20 protein-coding genes and 1 tRNA gene are annotated in these 17,279 nt (G+C 50.8%); 2 read left to right on the top strand and 19 right to left on the bottom strand.

What is annotated here, in order from left to right; genetic code table 11:
- Positions 1–191: 191 nt before the first annotated feature.
- Positions 192–425: a hypothetical protein gene (locus AC06ND_RS02395; protein WP_475677398.1), complete on the top strand. Its 234-nt coding sequence runs from the start codon at positions 192–194 to the stop codon at positions 423–425.
- A gap of 13 nt (positions 426–438) precedes the next feature.
- Complete coding sequence (locus AC06ND_RS02390) at positions 439–876, top strand: hypothetical protein (RefSeq protein ID WP_475677397.1); 438 nt, start codon at positions 439–441, stop codon at positions 874–876.
- 100 nt (positions 877–976) lie between these two features.
- On the opposite strand, the gene AC06ND_RS02385 is transcribed toward AC06ND_RS02390, so the two are convergent.
- The 19 genes from AC06ND_RS02385 to thrS all read right to left on the bottom strand — a co-directional run.
- A tRNA-Leu gene (locus AC06ND_RS02385) sits at positions 977–1,059 on the bottom strand.
- Between the two features lie 51 nt (positions 1,060–1,110).
- The gene (locus tag AC06ND_RS02380) at positions 1,111–1,890 is read right to left on the bottom strand and encodes a hypothetical protein (protein WP_475677396.1); all 780 of its coding nucleotides are present in this window, start codon (positions 1,888–1,890) and stop codon (positions 1,111–1,113) included.
- Between the two features lie 12 nt (positions 1,891–1,902).
- Entirely contained in the window at positions 1,903–2,901 is a 999-nt protein-coding gene (locus tag AC06ND_RS02375) for a fimbrial protein (RefSeq protein ID WP_475677395.1), read from the bottom strand.
- A 7-nt stretch (positions 2,902–2,908) separates the two neighbouring features.
- Positions 2,909–4,750, bottom strand: coding sequence for a tetratricopeptide repeat protein (locus tag AC06ND_RS02370; protein ID WP_475677394.1), 1,842 nt, complete (start codon positions 4,748–4,750; stop codon positions 2,909–2,911).
- A gap of 22 nt (positions 4,751–4,772) precedes the next feature.
- Complete coding sequence (locus tag AC06ND_RS02365) at positions 4,773–5,327, bottom strand: DUF3575 domain-containing protein (protein ID WP_475677393.1); 555 nt, start codon at positions 5,325–5,327, stop codon at positions 4,773–4,775.
- A gap of 1 nt (position 5,328) precedes the next feature.
- Positions 5,329–6,900, bottom strand: coding sequence for a hypothetical protein (locus AC06ND_RS02360; RefSeq protein WP_475677392.1), 1,572 nt, complete (start codon positions 6,898–6,900; stop codon positions 5,329–5,331).
- Between the two features lie 142 nt (positions 6,901–7,042).
- Positions 7,043–7,936, bottom strand: a complete 894-nt coding sequence (gene deoC, locus AC06ND_RS02355) for a deoxyribose-phosphate aldolase (RefSeq protein WP_475677391.1) — start codon at positions 7,934–7,936, stop codon at positions 7,043–7,045.
- Between the two features lie 10 nt (positions 7,937–7,946).
- Positions 7,947–8,699: a radical SAM protein gene (locus tag AC06ND_RS02350; RefSeq protein WP_475677390.1), complete on the bottom strand. Its 753-nt coding sequence runs from the start codon at positions 8,697–8,699 to the stop codon at positions 7,947–7,949.
- 5 nt (positions 8,700–8,704) lie between these two features.
- Positions 8,705–9,505, bottom strand: coding sequence for a DUF4296 domain-containing protein (locus AC06ND_RS02345; protein WP_475677389.1), 801 nt, complete (start codon positions 9,503–9,505; stop codon positions 8,705–8,707).
- Between the two features lie 3 nt (positions 9,506–9,508).
- A complete protein-coding gene (pheT, locus tag AC06ND_RS02340) occupies positions 9,509–11,968 on the bottom strand; it encodes a phenylalanine--tRNA ligase subunit beta (RefSeq protein ID WP_475677388.1) in 2,460 nt (819 codons plus the stop codon).
- A gap of 12 nt (positions 11,969–11,980) precedes the next feature.
- A complete protein-coding gene (ftsY, locus tag AC06ND_RS02335) occupies positions 11,981–12,925 on the bottom strand; it encodes a signal recognition particle-docking protein FtsY (RefSeq protein ID WP_475677387.1) in 945 nt (314 codons plus the stop codon).
- A gap of 97 nt (positions 12,926–13,022) precedes the next feature.
- Positions 13,023–13,178 (bottom strand): DUF4295 family protein, encoded by a 156-nt coding sequence (locus tag AC06ND_RS02330; protein WP_475677386.1) that lies wholly within the window; start codon positions 13,176–13,178, stop codon positions 13,023–13,025.
- Positions 13,179–13,194: 16 nt separating this feature from the next.
- Positions 13,195–13,383 carry a 50S ribosomal protein L33 gene (rpmG, locus tag AC06ND_RS02325; RefSeq protein WP_475677385.1) on the bottom strand — a complete coding sequence of 63 codons (189 nt, stop codon included), beginning with the start codon at positions 13,381–13,383 and terminating at the stop codon, positions 13,195–13,197.
- A 13-nt stretch (positions 13,384–13,396) separates the two neighbouring features.
- A complete protein-coding gene (gene rpmB, locus AC06ND_RS02320; protein WP_475677384.1) occupies positions 13,397–13,639 on the bottom strand; it encodes a 50S ribosomal protein L28 in 243 nt (80 codons plus the stop codon).
- Between the two features lie 73 nt (positions 13,640–13,712).
- Entirely contained in the window at positions 13,713–14,981 is a 1,269-nt protein-coding gene (gene lepB, locus AC06ND_RS02315) for a signal peptidase I (protein WP_475677383.1), read from the bottom strand.
- 81 nt (positions 14,982–15,062) lie between these two features.
- Complete coding sequence (gene rplT / locus AC06ND_RS02310) at positions 15,063–15,407, bottom strand: 50S ribosomal protein L20 (RefSeq protein WP_475677382.1); 345 nt, start codon at positions 15,405–15,407, stop codon at positions 15,063–15,065.
- A gap of 83 nt (positions 15,408–15,490) precedes the next feature.
- Complete coding sequence (rpmI, locus tag AC06ND_RS02305; protein WP_475677381.1) at positions 15,491–15,685, bottom strand: 50S ribosomal protein L35; 195 nt, start codon at positions 15,683–15,685, stop codon at positions 15,491–15,493.
- Positions 15,686–15,733: 48 nt separating this feature from the next.
- Positions 15,734–16,237: a translation initiation factor IF-3 gene (gene infC, locus AC06ND_RS02300; protein WP_475677380.1), complete on the bottom strand. Its 504-nt coding sequence runs from the start codon at positions 16,235–16,237 to the stop codon at positions 15,734–15,736.
- A 140-nt stretch (positions 16,238–16,377) separates the two neighbouring features.
- Positions 16,378–17,279 (bottom strand): threonine--tRNA ligase (gene thrS / locus AC06ND_RS02295; protein ID WP_475677379.1); only part of this gene is annotated, 902 nt, incomplete at its 5' end.

Here is a 17,279-nt window from a genome sequence, read left to right as displayed (position 1 = left end):
ATTCCGGTAATACTTTCCCTGCAAAGTTTGACAGACGTCATATCCTAAATGCGACAGCGTCGTTGACCGTAGCGGATCGGCCAAAATTCAAGACGAAGCTTACTGGGCTTTTCACCTTCCAATCCGGACATAGAGAAACCGTTGCTTCGGCGGAATACCCTACCGCTTCCTTGTTTGGAAAGTCGCCGTCAATGGATTATTATTCGTCCTTGAACAACTACAAGATGCCTGATTACATGCGACTTGATCTCGGCTGCAGCTTCAGTTTCAAGACAGAGCGTCCACAGGAACTTACTGTGGGAGTCTACAATGTCACGAACCGTCACAACCCGTTCTCTATTATCTATGACGACAGGTCGAGATCTTGGAAACAGGTTTCATTAATACCTATCATGCCAAGTTTCAATTACAGTATCAAATTCTAAATTTCAGACAACTATGGATGCTAAAAGAATTCTTTCAGGACTGATTTGTATGATCTCTATCTGCATAATGGCTTCATCGTGTGAGAAAGCCACTCGCAGCATAATCGGCAAATGGGAAGTGACTGACTATCGTCCTATGGAAGGCAAAGAAGGTCCTGTTGTTCAAAAAAATGACAAGACGGAGGCGGAATTCACAAAGTGGGTCGGCGGAATTATTGAGTTCCACCCCAAAGGTGAAGTTCACTTTTTCAATGTCGATTACAGTTACACCGTGAAGAACGGCATTGTCACTATTGCAAACAAAAACCTTCCAGCGCATCTTGAACCAGCCGACTTTCATTTGAGGATTGAAGACGACAAACTTCTTCTTTATGATGATATCGCAGTGCCAGGAGATGGTGTGCAAGCGGACACAATTTTCATGGGGCTGATATTTGAAAAGCTTAATTAAATTGCAGCTATCCACGTATTCCCAAGCACCAAATCGGCAAAAATTAAAAGAAGAAAGAGTTTAACTTATGCCATATCAACAAGTTAAACTCTTTCTAAAGTGCGCAGGATGAGACTCGAACTCACACGGGTTTTACCCCACTAGCTTCTGAGACTAGAGCGTCTACCATTCCGCCACCCGCGCTCAGGATGTGAGCTGCAAAGGTATGAAAAAAATCTATCTCCGAAAAACTTTTTATATCTCCACACCATAGACATAACGTGTCTCCCATTCATTGACCCTGATCGTGACTTCTGCAAGAGCAAAGTCCACCTTCACCTCTATGTCGTCAAGGTCAGGAGATGTCCAGTCATACCCGCTGGAAACCATATACTCGCCCAGGGCGAACTCCCGGACCACCTGTCCCCCGTCTATGATCTGCAGGGACAATGACGCATCCTTCTGCCTAGGAAGGTTGATAACGTCCAGGCTACCTGCGGGGAGCGTGTGCACAACGAGGAATTCGCCTCCCATCGGGCGTCCGTCGTCCTCGTAGCCGCACACATTGCCCTTGACTCCGACCTGGAAGGGCTGAGTCTTTCCGTCGGCTATCATGCCGACCGAGAGAGCGCAGTAGTTCTTGTGCAGGACCACGGTATCCGTAACCGTGTCCCTCTCCGTATTGACCTTGGAACTGTGCATATAGAGAGGAGGACACTGCTCGCCATGCGGAATCACGAGCCCGTGGGCTTTGAAGAGACCTCCGTCGTCAGACACCACATTGACGTAGATGTCGCTTCTGGGAACCTCCACGACTAGAGGACGTCCATACCTCTCACTGCCCAGTTCCATGGCCTTCTGGAAGCCGTCCGCCGAATGCAGTCCCACGCTGACCGATGGTACACTGATGCTATCCACCTTGCTGAAATCCAGCATGAGGTAGCAGGGACAGTCACATCGTTTTTCCTTGACAGAACAGGCAGCCGACACCATGGCCAGGATGGTCAGCATCGCAGCGGACAGCTTTACATTCATCTTGATGCAGTTTTAGATTGTTACTGTTCCCATGTCAGAGAATTCCCAAGGCTTGACGCTGACGGTATAGTTCACCGATCCGATCACGAGTGGTTCATCCGGATTGACAGAGCCTGGCCTAGTAATCACAAGTTCAGAAATCTCATACGAACTTCCAGCATTGAGTTTCTTGTCGAAAGTTATCGGATAGTACACAGTCTCTCCGGCAAACTCCGCTTCGACCACGAGCCTAGTGAAGCGCATCGACCAGGTCGGGCTCTGAGAATCTGTAGCAACGGGATTTGGACAGCAATACATTCTTGTTTCCTGAGAATAGGAACTGTTCGCAGCCAAGCTTACAGGAGATGCTAACATACCACCGAGCAGAACTGTCTGGTTCGCCTTGTATTCCATCTGATTCATGAAGTCGTCGGCAACAGGAGTATATGTGGACCCGAAATTAGTCTTTCCGACTGCATTCACCAAGTAGATACCCTTAATCTTCAACGCTTGTCCCGCATACTGCGGCAAATCTATCTTATTGGAAATTTTCGAAATCACCACACGCGACACAAGGCGTGACACCGAAACAGTAACCGTCGAATTCGCAGTAATGTTCTGGGTGGTTTCGCCGAACATGACGAAGCCACCGGCAGACGAGTTTGCCTCAAGTGAACTGACCTTCGCCTTGAGAGCGGCAAGATTGGTAACGTCAGTTACAGGAGCAGAATTGACTATCGCGGCTATGATCTTGCTTCCTAATGCCACATTGATGGTCAACTGAGAATTCTTCTCCTGCTTGTAGGACTCAAGTTTGGTTCCATTGGAATTGAAAACATAGACCTGGAGGTCCTTGACAGCGGCCTCGTTGTCCGTAAGGGTACTTGCCGCTTTAGTTTCAGACAGAGGAAGTCGTACGGTTATCTCCGCAGTCTCTTCCATTGATTCCTGACTCGTCGGGATGACTTCCTTGTTGCAGGAGGTCAGGCACGCCACAGCTGCTGCAGCTGCCAGAAAATAGTAAGCTTTCATATAATATTTAGTAAGTTGTGTGGTCATAACGTCTTACAAGTTCGGCGACCTCCGGGTCAAGGTTCGCTCTATACGCCATCGCCGGATCCATCTCCACGCTCCTTCGGTAGGCATCCAGGGCCTCTTCCTTCTTTTCCAACCTGGAATAGACTATGGCCTTGAGGTACTGTATCTGAGGACTGTCCTGCTTAAGTTCGTCCAATATCTCCAGAGCCGACCAGTTGAATGAGGATGCGACCAGAGCCAGGGCAGCGTTGTAGTCCCGGTAGGAGCGCAGGATTTCGCAAGCCTTAGGATAATCCAGATTCTTCAGAGCCTCGACGCCCTCCATGTATCGCGTATCCAGTTCCGTCGTGTGGACGGTATCCTTGACCATTCCGCGACGGTGGAGGTAGAACTCCAGGCTGACCGTCCTGAGTCGTGGATATATCTTCTCTCTCAGATATCGATAGTCAGTCATTCGACTCAGACGCCTTTCTGCGGCATCCCTGTCCCCAGAAGAGCGGATCAGTTCGAGCATCTCCCTCCTCGATCTCTCCGAGAGCACGCTGTCATTGGCAACCAGGGTCTCGAGCAGAGTCCAGTTCTCCGGTATGGACCTCGCGATCATCTTCCAGCTGTCGTCCTGCTGTATTTCATCCAGATGCACTGCAAGAGCCTCAGAACGGCGACGCGCAAGCTCGGAATTGGCTCGATAGCTTCCCTCCGGCGAACACGATGCGATGACGACTATGGAATCCGGTTCATATTCGTCCCTCGAAGAGAGATCGTCTATCACCTTTCTTATCCTCGCCAGTTCGGAAGAGTTGTCCCCGAGGGTGGTGTCCAGCACGGAACTACCCTGGTTGAAATCGATAAGAGCAAGTGTACGGTCATGAACTCTCCTTTCAAGAACCCTCAGCAGATACCTATGGGTATTGTCTGTCAGAGAGGAAAGAGAGCTGACATAGAAAACCAGGTCCTCTGGCTGCGGCATCACGCCGATGCGTTTTCCGAAATCATAGACCTCGCCCTGCAGGGATACAACTATCTTCCTGAGACCCGGACGGCTGGCGACCTGTTGCCGATAGCGGAAGATGAACTCTCCCCCGTCACCGGTAATCACAGTATCGAGCCTGATTCCTTCGGTCTCGATCGGATCCTTCACATATTTCCGGAACTTTCTCCCCATGTTTTCCTTTCTCCTCTCGTTCCTCGACACAAGATTGTGCCTCGTATAATGTTCAAGCGCACTTCGCTGGGTGACTCCGAAAAGTCCGACAGCATCCGGCTCCGAAATGATCGTTGTATCGTTCTTCATCGCATAAGTCTGAGGAAACGACCTCTGCAGGAAGATTTCCAGCTGACGAATCTGCACGAAGTCCAAGGTGTCGGTGACTATGGACCTCAGAAAGGCCTCATATCTCTGGTAGCCGCGAAGCTGGGCGTCCCTGTACTTCTTTCCCGTGATGAAGATGGGATCCATAGCAACCGTGTCCTCCATCATCATCATTGTCGGGAGGAAGCGCAGCTGCCATTTCGAATCCATCATCTCCCCGGGTACGGCAATGTCGAACTCGAGAAGGATCTTTCCGAAGCGCTCGGCGACATGACGGAAACGGGCCGTCACGGTACTCGCGACGATCACATCCGTAGCCACCATCTCACCCGTCGAATCATCACGGATGGCATTCATGATGATAGGTTCCCCGTTCCTGGAGGTGTCCACCGCCACGGCAGCTATCTCCTCTTCATTCTCCTCTGCAATCTCTTCGTCCGAGGGCAGGGACATGCTGACCGCAGTCTCTCCGCTGCGTATGTCCCCGAGTTTCCTCGGAGAAGAACAAGTCACCGCAAATGTGATTACCAACAGGCCCCAAATCAATACTCTTCTAGAACACATAGACGATGGACACGATCAGGTCATTAGGGAGGACGAAAGGCTTGCCGCCCTCGTCCACGGTCATTCCGCATTTAGGACAGGAGTAGACCGTATACCACTTGTAGCCGGCCCAGCCTCCAAGTCCGAATTCAATATTGACATGTTGATGAAGCATATAGGTGTAGCCCGCCGTGAGGCCGAGCCCCGCCCTGTCCCCTTCTTCTGTCCGGCTCGAGACAATTCCCCCGATATTGTACTCCTGATATTGGAGCTTTGCCGCCACCCACCATCCAGACTGTATGTGCCAGGGCCACCACCTTAAGCCGACAGCATAACTCTGTTGTCTTTCCTGGAACTGCGTTCCTTTAGGTGAACGGAAGGTGAAAGGGTTGTACTTCGCTGATGCGTGTATGCTCATATGCCGTAGCGGAGCATAAGAAGCTTCCACGTTCAGCGTTCCAAGGTTGAGATATCCGACCAGGTTGGTGGACACCGCCCATTCCTGCGAGAAGACCACGGTAGTAGAAACAAGCAGGAACACGAGGACTGCACCTATACGTTTCATATCATTCATATCTCGAGAACACCTGGCTGATCACGCTAGCCTTGCCTGGATAGAGTGACTCGAGCTCACTCTTGAGCTGGTTCCTGTCAGTGACCTCCGGGCACAGCGCCTCGAAGATGTCAGCAGCAGGTACTCCACGCTCGTCGAGATATCTGAATATCTGAGGATAGAACCACCATGATGTTCCGAAGGAAGGCATATTTCCGCCATACCTGTCCTTATGGATCTTACTCTGGAGGTAATAGGCCCACATCTCTCCCACCTCGCAGTATCCTGCACCGTTCTCGCTGCCGGTTCCATAGGTCTGGCCATGCGAAGACAGGAATGAGGTCATGATGAAGGCAATATATTTGTCCCACCACTGCTTTCCGACCTTGGCGAAGTGGCTTGTATGCGCCAATTCGTGGCTCGTGATGGTGTAGATATCCTTGTAGGAGCTGACTCCGTTAGTACCTATGGTCACGTCGGGAGCAAAGAAGCTGACGACCTTGGTGTAGATTCCGAGCCATGAGGCGACCAGAGCGTTCTCGACGATGGTGCCATGATGCATCATGATGGCTGAGCTGGATTCCAACTGTGGGAATATCCATATCCTCAGGTCTGAAGGAGGTGGAGCAATCCCAAGGTCCTCCTGGGCGCAGCGCGCGATGTAGTCGTATACCGCATTGTTTACCACGCAGCGGCGGAAGAGCTTCGGATCGGATTCCGTGGTGATGGTGACATTGACGCCAGTAGGAGCGGTCTTTCCAAGAGTCGAAACCGATGCAGGAACCAGGATGAGATTGAAGCCCAGCGAGTAGTTCTTCCCGTTCTTGAACACGAGCCTGTAACGAATGTCGGTAGTGAAGCTCTTGTCCATGGCGTAGTAGCCGTCCACGTCAGTCGTCGCAGTAGCAAAGCGAACGAATGAGTTGCAGACCACTTGGACTCCGGCGACACCGATCGGTTTGCCACCGTTCGCATCCTCGTCGACTATGGTTATCCTGCCGGCCGGTTTTCCCGGTTCGGCCTTAGTCAGAGGCTGGAGCATGTCGCCGTTGCCCGTGAGTCTATATGATTCCCTGATTACTTCCTCCCAGTCTATGCCGTCATCCGCTCTCGTCGCTGCATGGTTCTCACTGAGGAAACAGCGGTCGATGATCTCGTATGCCACATCCGGAAACTTATAGTCCTTGTCCACGACGGCATACATCCATGTAATCTCCTCCGAAGAAACCGACGGATCATGATACCAGTCGCCCTCCTTGGCTATTGCATAGTCTAGCGGATGGTCTGTAAGATCAAGCCCGGAGAGGAGTTCCAGTTCATCGTCATTGGCAGGAAGGAAGCGCACATAGAGATTTGTCGTCTCCACCTCGACCCTCGCCTTGGTCGGATAAACCGAAGCCAAAGCCGCAGAGACATTCTCGACCTTGTAGGGATTCTCGAGCCTGTCTCCCAGCATGATCATGTCGTGCTCTATGCCTGTTCCATACTCGAAGTCCGTGGAATCATATGGGTCCAGGATGTCCCTGTCACAGGACGGTGCCAGTACGACAGAAGCCGCAATCAGAGTAGTCAGATACCTTTTCATAGCTTTTGTTTTTTCTCTATGGCAAAGGTATCGGGAGCTATCCGTTTGCGGACCTCGTCAACGAATAAAGTCAAAAATCGCCCCTACAAGTATCTGTAAGGGCGATTTTTCTATTTCAAAAAGGGAAAATTTCCGGAAAATCCTAGAAATATGCGACTGTCTTCTGCTCGATTTCTGAGAGAAGGTTGTTGGCCATCCTGCTGACGCCGAAGCGGAAGAGGTTCTTATTGAGCCATTCCTTACCGAGAACGGAAGATACGATCGAGTAGTAAGAGACGGCATCAAGAGCCGATGACATTCCACCAGCCGGCTTGAATCCGATCTTCTTTCCGGTAAGCTTGTAGAAGGCTGCGATACACTCGCACATTATATATGCTGCAGTAGGAGTCGCGTTCACATCCACCTTACCAGTTGATGTCTTGATGAAGTCTGCGCCAGCCTCCATAGCAAGGAATGAAGCATTCGCGATGTTCTCTGGAGAGACGAGAAGACCGGTCTCGAGAATCACCTTGAGGTGTACCTCGCGGTTCTGCTCTGCTGATATCCTGTCGATGCATGCACGTACGGCAGCAATCTCTGCGCTGGCTTTCTCGTAATCCCCTTCAAGGAAAGAGTTGAGTGCGAGGACGATGTCAACCTCGTCAGCACCTGCCTCAACTGCCATCTCCACCTCCTTGACCTTCACCTCGAGGAAGCTCTGTGAACTTGGGAAGCAAGCAGATACGACGGTGATGTGTACGCCCTCCGCAGTGAGTTCCTTCTTGAGAAGCGGAGCAAAATTCGAGAACACGCAGATGGAAGCCGGGTTAGGATACTCTGGATAACGGGTCTGGAAAGCATTGACCTTGTTCACCAGCTTCGATACCGAAGTCGGAGTATCGTTTGTCTTGAGCGTGGTAAGATCCATCATTGAGAAGCAGTCCTTGAGAACCTGCTCGCACATGATTTTGTCAAGGTTACCAGCAATGATCTGGAGCGCCCTGTTGATTCCCTCAATGTCCGGAGTATATCCGTACTTGCTTGAATAATCGATCATATTTTAGTGTTTATCCTTTAATCTGTATCTTGAATCCTTCTTCTGCGAGAGGACGTACCAGTTCGGTCATTTCCTCAACGCTGAATTTCACTAATCCCTTCTGTGGTGTTTCCCTGTCAAGGGTGTATACCATTATTTCACGTGGCCTGAGACGTCTGACGATATCCATCCAGTCTGCAACGTGCTTCGACGAGTCGAATTCGTCCCACTTGAGAAACATTGTCTGCAGCACGAAATTCCCTTCGAACGATTCCATGTTACGGAGCACAGTCTCCAGTTCCCACGGACCGGCAGGCCTGTTCACAGCCATCACGCCCTCCTTGAAAGGAGCGTCGAGCTTGAGGATGGCATTGTCGACCTTCCTGAGTGCAGCCGCAACCTTAGGATCAGCAAGCATGGTTGCATTCGAAAGGACTGAAACCACGGCCTTCGGATAGTATTTGTCTCGTTTCTCGATGACAACGTCAACGATCTGGGCGAAGTCAGGGTTGAGCGTAGGCTCGCCGTTACCCGAGAAGGTTATGGAGTCGATAGGAGTTCCTGACGCAAGGCATCCTGCGAGCTTGAGCTCAAGGGCGTCCCTGAGATCATCTACGCTCGGGAGATGTCTGTCGTTGAGCCCATCCTTGTTCCATCCACACTCGCAGTAGACGCAATCGAAGTTGCAGAACTTGCCCTTCGCCGGAAGAAGATTGATTCCCAGCGAAGACCCCAGTCTCCTGCTTCGGATAGGTCCGAACACTATTTCGTCAAACTGCAGCATATCTATCAGCGTACTTCTTCTACTTTCATATCTTCAGGCTTCACCGGCGCTGGTCTCTCCCTCGCTATCGAAGGCCTGTTCTTAGCTCTCGACGATGTCGTCGAATTGTTTCCGGTCCTCACGCGCTCCCTGATTCTTTCCTTTGCCATTTCCTTCGCTGCGAGGATCGAGTCCGCCTTTGCGATAGAATCGGCTTCTGCCATGGCTTTCGCGTTGGCAATGGAATCCGCCCTGAAGGCCACTGAATCGAACGGAGCAGGAATGATGAGCATCGGACCCTTCCACAAGGTATCTATGTCCTTGTATGGATCAAACATCCACTCTCCTCCTGCGGTGTCGACAAGGAACTTGACTCCGTTCTCGACGAAAGCCTCCGTGTCATACATTCCGCACATCCAGTATATCTTTTCCGGACCATACTTGCTGACCTCCCTGAGCAGCGAATCTTTCCTGTGCTCACGCTCAATCAGCTTGTCCAGTTCGTGTTCCCTCTTGGTGAGGATATCCGAGGTAGACTTCAATATCCTGGCATATCTGTCCGAAGTCTTCATGTAGTAGGCAACACTTGTGCGATAGTCCTCCGTGGTGTAGCCATAACGGTTGAAGATCGGCTCATAGACAAGGCTTGTATCAGTCTGCCTGCTGTTGATGGCATGCAACACCGTCCATTGGTCGATGAGCAGCATCTCAGCGTAGATCTGCGACATCTTCGAACGCGGAATCACACGACCGCCCTCCTTCTTACAAGCTGACGAAAGGAGTATGACGGCGACGACTACCGCAAAGATATGCAGAAGACGCTTCATCAATTACCTGAGAGTTGCACCCCACTCATTGGTAAAGGTAGAGAGGAGCTTGCCCATGATCTTCTCCACATCTGCGTCCACGAGAGTCTTCTCGAGATCCTGGAGGGTGAATGAGAGAGCGTACTGCTTCTTGCCCTGAGGAATCTTGTCGCCTCTGTATACGTCGAAGAGAGATACGTTCTTGAGGAGCTTCTTTCCTGCCTTGAATGCGCTCTTGCGAAGGTCTGCGTATGACACGCTCTCGTCAACGAGGAGAGCAAGGTCACGGCGTACCTCTGGGAACTTAGGAAGTTCCTTGTACTTGATCTTGTCACGCTTGATGAGTTCGAAGAGCACCGGCCAGTTGATCTCTGCCGCGAACACCGGCTGCTTGATGCCGAACTGCTTGCAGACTGCAGGAGAGATGGTACCAAGGGTAACGAGTTCCTTACCGCTTCCGAGAAGCTTGTAGGTAAGTCCCTCAGAGAACATGTCTGCAGGTGCAGGTACAGTCTCCATGGCGTAGAGATCGCCACCGAAACGGCGGACGAGAAGCTCCACGTAGCCCTTGAGCTGGAAGAAATTGCCCTTCTGCGCGTCTGCGCGCCATACTTTCTCGCTAGGACCGGTCATGAAGAGAGCATAATTCGTATGCTCCTCGTAAGACTCGAGAGTCTTGCCGTCGGTCTCTGGCTTGAACGAGTATACCGAGCCGTACTCGAAGGTACGCATGGTGTTCACCTGGCGGTTGATATTGTATGCGATGACCTCAAGTCCGTTGAGAAGGAGGGTCTGACGCATCACGTTGAGGTCAGAGCTGAGAGGGTTGACAATCCTCACGCACTTCTCCTCTGGCCAGGTCTTGAGCTTGCTATAGTAGTCGCTCTTGGTGAGCGAGTTGTTCATGGTCTCAACGAATCCGTTCGCTGCGAGGAAGTCAGAAATGGTGTTCCTCAGTGCCTCTGGCTCAGGCTTGATGGTAGCGTTGACGCTGATCCTCATGCCTGCAGGGAGCTCGATGTTGTTATATCCGTAGATTCGGAGAATCTCCTCTACGACGTCGCATTCGCGATATACGTCGATCATGTATGAAGGTGCAGCAACCTTCGCAGCGACAGGGTTTCCGTCTGCGTCGTAGCTTCTCTCCACGAACTCGTAAGCAAGGTAAGTGAGGATATCCTCGATCACCTGCCAACCGAGCTTCTTACCGATGAAGTTCTCGATCCTGACATAGTCGAGGTCGATCATCTTCTTCTCGATCTTCACCGGATATGACTCCTGCACCTTGCCGACAACCTTGCCGCCAGCAATCTCCTGGATGAGGAGAGCCGCACGCCTTGCAGCCCACTCGGTGACGAGAGGATCGCATCCGCGCTCGTAGCGGAATGAAGCATCAGTCTTGAGAGTATGTCTCTTCGAAGTCTTGCGGATCGATACCGGGTTGAAATATGCACACTCGAGGAATACGTCCACGGTGCTGTCGGTCACGCCAGAATCCTCACCACCGAACACGCCGGCGATGCACATAGGACGCTTTGCATCTGCGATCACGAGATCCGCTGAGCTGAGTTTGCGCTCGACGCCGTCGAGAGTGACGATGGTCTCGCCTTCCTCTGCCTTGCGTACGATAACCTTACCGCCTTCGATCTTTGCGAGGTCGAATGCATGAAGAGGCTGTCCGATCTCCATGAGAACGAAGTTGGTGATGTCGACGACGTTGTTGATAGGACGGAGACCGATGCTGAGGAGCTTCTTCTGGAGCCACTCTGGTGATGGAGCGACCTTAACGCCCTTGACAGTTATTCCTGAATAGCGAGGAGCCGCGTCGGTAGCGACCACCTCGATTGGAGTTGCCTCTCCCTCTCCTTCCTGGAAAGCGCTGACATCAGGGATGCAGAGCTCACATGGGATGCCGTTGAGCTTGAGGTATGCATAGAGGTCGCGGGCTACGCCGATATGCGAAGCCGCGTCCACACGGTTAGCGGTAAGACCGATCTCGATGAGCGACTGGGTCTCGAGCTTGAGATAATCTTTTGCAGGAGTACCAGGGACGGCTGCAGGATCGAGCACCATGATGCCTGAATGATCCTCTCCGATACCGAGCTCATCCTCTGCGCAGATCATACCGAATGACTCCACGCCACGGATCTTTGACTTCTTGATCTTGAAATCCTCGCCGAGGACTGTACCTACGGTTGCAAGAAGAACCTTCTGGCCTGCAGCAACGTTTGGAGCGCCGCAGACTACCTGGAGGAGCTCGGCGTCACCTGTATTGAGTTTTGTTACATGAAGATGGTCTGAGTCAGGATGCTCTACGCACTCTACTACCTCTGCCACGATTACGCCCTTGAGACCGCCAGGAATGGACTCTGTCTGCTCGAGAGCATCGACCTCAAGGCCGATAGAGGTAAGCGCCTCACATACCTGCTCAGGAGTGAGATCGCAGTGGATATAATCCTTCAACCAATTGTAAGAGACTTTCATTGTGTATATCTTTTAATTTTCTTTTCCGATTAGATCATCCATCGAGAAGAGCGAATCCACGAATTCCTTCTTGTCGAAGATCTTCAGGTCGTCTATTCCCTCGCCTATGCCGAGGAACTTGATTGGAATCTTGAACTGGTCCACGATGCCTATCACGACACCGCCCTTGGCTGAGCCGTCCAGCTTTGTGACAGCGAGCGAAGTGATGTCGGTGGCACGCATGAACTCCTTGGCCTGCTGGAATGCATTCTGGCCGGTGGAACCGTCGAGAACGAGAAGCACCTCGTGAGGACCGTCAGGGACGACCTTGCGGACCACGTTGCGAATCTTTGTGAGCTCGTTCATGAGGTCAATCCTGTTGTGTAGACGTCCTGCGGTATCGATGAGGACCACGTCTGCACCCTTTGCTGCTGCCGAGCGAACGGTATCATAAGCGACCGAAGCCGGATCCGAGCCCATCTGCTGCTTCACGATATCGACGCCGGCTCTCTCAGCCCAGATGGTGAGCTGGTCCACAGCCGCGGCGCGGAAGGTATCAGCAGCACCCACGACGACCTTCTTTCCCATGGAAGAAAGCTGCGAAGCGAGCTTACCGATGGTGGTTGTCTTTCCCACACCGTTGACACCTACTACGAGGACGACGTAAGGTTTCTTGCTGAAATCCATAGGGAAGCTTCCCTGGGACGGGATGTCGTCAATCTCAAGGAGATTTCCGATCTCCTCGTGAAGCATGTCGAGAAGCTCTGCCACGGACATATACTTGTCCGCAGCAACCCTGTCCTCAAGGTTGTCAATTATCTTCAGAGTGGTCTCCACTCCCATGTCGGACGCAACGAGCGCCTCCTCGATATTGTCAAGGAGACCTTCATCAACTCGTGAACGGCCAACAACAGCTCTCGAGATCCTCTCGAAGAAACTTCTTTTCGTCTTCTGGACGCCTTTATCGAACAATCCCATAGTCAACAGAATATCGTACAAAGATACGAATAATTGGGGGCAAAAAAAAGAGCAGCCCCTATGTTTGGGACTGCTCTTTTCAGTATTTTGACAAGAATTACTTTGCGAAGTATTCCTTGACCTTAGACTCCTCGATAAGCTCCTCCTTGAAGCAATATGCTCCAGTCTTAGCTGACTTGTCCATACGGATGCATTTTACCATCTTCTTTGCGCCCTTACCGGCTGCGAAGGTTGCGACTGCTTTCTTTGCCATAATGTATCCTCCTTAATTATTTGATCTCACGATGAACAGTGACTCTCTTGAGGTATGGATTGTATTTCTTCCTCTCGAGACGCTCGGTAGTGTTCTTCTTGTTCTTAGTGGTGATGTATCTTGACATACCAGGTACACCGCTCTCTCTCTGCTCAGTGCACTCGAGGATGACCTGCACCCTGTTACCTTTAGCTTTCTTTGCCATAGTCTAAATCTGATTAAACAAGGTTAATATATCCATTCTGCTGAGCCTCTTTGAGAGCTGCATCGAGACCTTTCTTCTCGATGGTTCTCATACCCTTTGCTGACACCTTGAGTGTCACGAACCTCTGCTCGGTTTCTGACCAGAACTTCTTGGTCTTGAGGTTGAGGGCGAAAATGCGCTTGGTGCGCAACTTAGAATGTGCGACGTTGTTGCCGACCATTCTCTTCCTACCTGTGATTTGACAAACCTTTGCCATTGTATATAACTTTTAAATAATTCATTTTTAGGGGGCTGCAAATATCGCCTAAAATTTCCAAACTTCCAATAGTTTACAGAAATTTGAGAAATCTGCGCCACCTGACATTCTTAGGGAATTTGTGGTTTTCGTCTGTTGAGAGCCAGATCAGAGTAGGAGTTCCTACCACATGATCTTCCGGAACAAAGCCCCAATATCTCGAATCGAGGGAATTGTGCCTGTTGTCTCCCATCATCCAAAAGTAATCCTGCTTGAAAGTGTATTCGTGAGCAAGCTCTCCGTTGATGTAGATGTTTCCATCCTTAATCTTGAGATCATTCGACTCGTAAACCGATATGATTCTCTCGTAGAGAGGGAGGTTCTCCATGGTGAGCTCAACCGTCGCACCCTTCTGCGGGATCCAGATTGGTCCGTAGTTGTCTCTGGTCCACCTGAAATCTGCCTGATAAGGGAAGATCAGCTGGTAAGACTCATCCGGTGGATAGACGTCGATGTTCGCTTCAACTGAGCTTACGTTTGCAATCTCTGCAAGCTGCTCGACCATGCTGGCCGTGAGCGGCATCGCCGGATAACCCGGAAGTCTTGAATCGAAGTACAGTTCCCTGACATTGATTCCCATTGACCCGAGAGTCTTAGGGTTGATCTTCTGGCCCGTGGTTACGACCGTATAGGAATTCTGCATGCCCGGAAGCACTTCCTGAGGCTTGGAATCTATGTAGACAAGTCCGTCCACCACTGAAAGAGTATCGCCTGCGACTGCAACGCACCTCTTAACGTAATGATCCTTCTTGTCTGTCGGACGTACCTTGAGCGGACCGAACTGCCTATTCACGTAATCACGGCCATAAGTCCTGACGAACGCGTAATAGTCCTGAGTCGGGTTCTTTGTCATCACGGTGTCACCATTCGGAAATCCGAATACCACCACGTCTCCGCGACGCACGTTCCTGATGCCCTTGAGCCTTCGGTAGTCATTCTGGATGAGGGTAGAGTAAGACTCTGAGCCACCCGGAAGGACATTGTGCGTGAACGGTATGGTAAGCGGTGTCTGTGGCACCCTTGGACCGTACTTGAGCTTGCTCACGAACAGGTGGTCACCTGTGTAGAGCGAGCTTTCCATGGAAGATGAAGGAATCTTGAACGACTGGAACCAGAAGATGTTTACGAAGGTTACGACGATGACTGCGAAGATGATGGCGTCAAGCCAGTCAAGAAACACATTCGGCTTCTCCCCTTCCTTATACTCTTTCTTCCAGAATGTCCACTTCACTTTCCTGGTGATGCAGGAATCGAAGATGACAATCAGTCCGAAGAGCCACCAATAGGATCCGAGCCAGATCACCCACGCTATATATAGAAGGGACCAGAAAACCAGTCTCGTCCATTTATTGTGGATAAGATCCTTCACGCTCACGTTACAAACTTATTTTACAGAATTGATGATAGCCTCAAAAGCCTGAGGATTATTCATGGCAAGGTCTGCGAGAACCTTACGGTTGAGACCAATGTTCTGCTTGCCGATCTTACCCATGAACTGTGAGTAAGTCATACCATACTGGCGTGCAGCAGCATTGATACGCTGAATCCAAAGTGCGCGGAAAGAGCGCTTCTTTGCCTTACGATCACGATACGCATAAGTCAAACCTTTCTCATAGGTGTTCTTAGCGACGGTCCAGACATTCTTTCTTGAAAGGAAGTTACCGCGGGTTCTCTTAAGAATCTTCTTGCGGCGTGCCCTAGAGGCAACTGAGTTTACCGATCTTGGCATAATTTAACTGTTTTATGGAGGCAGTGTTCCGGCTTTGTCCGGAATCTTTTCCGACTGCGTTCCAAGTTTAACTTAATTGATAATTACATTCCCAGCAAAGCTTTGACTCTCTTCTCATCGACTTTCTCAACGATTGCGAAGTGATCCAAATTTCTCTTACGCTTGTTGGTCTTCTTGGTGAGGATGTGGCTGTGATAAGCATGTTTCCTCTTAACTTTTCCCGTTCCGGTAAGCGCAAAACGCTTTTTGGCACCGGAGATGGTCTTCATCTTTGGCATAGTTAAATTGAATTAAAGTTAATAATTATTAAGTCCGCGCCACGCGGATTATTTCTTCTTTACAGGTGCGATCATCATGATCATCCTCTTACCCTCAAGCTTAGGCATCTGCTCTGCACGGCCGTACTCTTCGAGCTCGACGGCGAAGCGGAGAAGGAGCTTCTCACCCTGGTCAGCGTAGACTATTGAACGTCCCCTGAAGAACACTGAAGCCTTGACCTTTGAACCTTCCTGAAGGAACTCAGAGGCATGCTTGAGCTTGAACTGGAAGTCATGCTCATCAGTGTTAGGTCCGAAACGGATCTCCTTGATGACTATCTTGGCAGAATTGGCCTTCATTTCCTTGGCCTTCTTCTTCTGCTGATAGATGAATTTCTGATAATCTATGATCTTGCATACTGGAGGATCAGCCTTCGCACTGATTTCCACCAGATCAAGACCAAGTTCGTCAGCAAGCTTCATAGCTGCTGAATAGCTGTACACTCCCTGCTCAGGGATATTCTCCCCGACGAGGCGTACCTGAGATGCGGTGATCTCATCGTTGATTCTCAATCCGTCCTCGTCCTTCTTTACGCCAGGTCTCTGGCCGTTTGGACGAGCAGGACCAGCCGGCTTCGGTCTAGGTCCCGATGGTCTGAAAGGTGCTGCGATAGTTAGTCCTCCTGATGTTTAAACTGTTAATACTAATATATTTACGCCAACTGAGCCTTCACCTCGTCTGTAATTGCCTTGGTGAAGTCTTCAATCGACATTGTTCCTACGTTTACACCGCCCTGCTTTCTTACAGATACGGTTCCGTCCTTCTCCTCCTGCTCTCCGACGATAAGCTGGTAAGGAATTCTCTTGAGTTCTCCCTCACGAATTCTCTTTCCGATCGTCTCATTCCTATCATCCACGGAGGCGCGAATTTCGGAATTATTCAACAAATCGCAAACTTTTTTTGCGTAATCTGAGAATTTTTCGCTCACTGGGACGATATTTACCTGATCTGGAGTCAACCAGAGAGGAAGTTTTCCTGCAGTATGCTCGAGGAGAACGGCCACGAATCTCTCGAGTGAACCGAATGGTGCACGGTGTATCATGACTGGACGATGCTTCATTCCGTCGCTGCCCACGAACTCGAGCCCGAAGCGCTCTGGAAGGTTGTAATCCACCTGGATGGTACCGAGCTGCCACTCACGTCCGAGTGCATCCTTCACCATGAAGTCGAGCTTAGGACCATAGAATGCAGCCTCGCCGGTCTCCACTACTGTAGGAAGACCCTTCTCAGCAGCAGCCTCCTGGATGGCAGCCTCTGCCTTTGCCCAGTTCTCGTCAGTTCCGATGTACTTGGTCTTGTTGTTAGGGCCGCGGAGCGAAACCTGTGCCTTGTAGTTCTTGAAGTCGAGAGTCTTGAACACGTAGAGGATGATATCGATCACCTTCTCGAACTCTTCCTTGATCTGGTCAGGGCGAACGAAGAGATGCGCGTCATCCTGGGTGAAGCTACGTACGCGGGTAAGACCGTGGAGCTCACCGCTCTGCTCGTAACGATATACCGTGCCGAATTCTGCAAAACGCAGTGGAAGGTCGCGGTAGGAGCGGGGGCTGCTGC

The organism is Candidatus Cryptobacteroides sp., from assembly GCF_056207615.1.
The sequence above is the reverse complement of the archived record's forward strand: the minus strand, read 5'-3'. Positions and strand labels throughout refer to the sequence as shown.

Coding starts and splice junctions, on each gene's coding strand:
- AC06ND_RS02395 (WP_475677398.1), top strand. CDS start 192: ATGGATTATTATTCGTCCTTGAACAACTACAAGATGCCTGATTACATG.
- AC06ND_RS02390 (WP_475677397.1), top strand. CDS start 439: ATGGATGCTAAAAGAATTCTTTCAGGACTGATTTGTATGATCTCTATC.
- AC06ND_RS02380 (WP_475677396.1), bottom strand. CDS start 1,890: ATGAATGTAAAGCTGTCCGCTGCGATGCTGACCATCCTGGCCATGGTG.
- AC06ND_RS02375 (WP_475677395.1), bottom strand. CDS start 2,901: ATGAAAGCTTACTATTTTCTGGCAGCTGCAGCAGCTGTGGCGTGCCTG.
- AC06ND_RS02365 (WP_475677393.1), bottom strand. CDS start 5,327: ATGAAACGTATAGGTGCAGTCCTCGTGTTCCTGCTTGTTTCTACTACC.
- AC06ND_RS02360 (WP_475677392.1), bottom strand. CDS start 6,900: ATGAAAAGGTATCTGACTACTCTGATTGCGGCTTCTGTCGTACTGGCA.
- deoC (WP_475677391.1), bottom strand. CDS start 7,936: ATGATCGATTATTCAAGCAAGTACGGATATACTCCGGACATTGAGGGA.
- AC06ND_RS02350 (WP_475677390.1), bottom strand. CDS start 8,699: ATGCTGCAGTTTGACGAAATAGTGTTCGGACCTATCCGAAGCAGGAGA.
- AC06ND_RS02345 (WP_475677389.1), bottom strand. CDS start 9,505: ATGAAGCGTCTTCTGCATATCTTTGCGGTAGTCGTCGCCGTCATACTC.
- pheT (WP_475677388.1), bottom strand. CDS start 11,968: ATGAAAGTCTCTTACAATTGGTTGAAGGATTATATCCACTGCGATCTC.
- ftsY (WP_475677387.1), bottom strand. CDS start 12,925: ATGGGATTGTTCGATAAAGGCGTCCAGAAGACGAAAAGAAGTTTCTTC.
- AC06ND_RS02330 (WP_475677386.1), bottom strand. CDS start 13,178: ATGGCAAAGAAAGCAGTCGCAACCTTCGCAGCCGGTAAGGGCGCAAAG.
- rpmG (WP_475677385.1), bottom strand. CDS start 13,383: ATGGCAAAGAAAGCTAAAGGTAACAGGGTGCAGGTCATCCTCGAGTGC.
- rpmB (WP_475677384.1), bottom strand. CDS start 13,639: ATGGCAAAGGTTTGTCAAATCACAGGTAGGAAGAGAATGGTCGGCAAC.
- rplT (WP_475677382.1), bottom strand. CDS start 15,407: ATGCCAAGATCGGTAAACTCAGTTGCCTCTAGGGCACGCCGCAAGAAG.
- rpmI (WP_475677381.1), bottom strand. CDS start 15,685: ATGCCAAAGATGAAGACCATCTCCGGTGCCAAAAAGCGTTTTGCGCTT.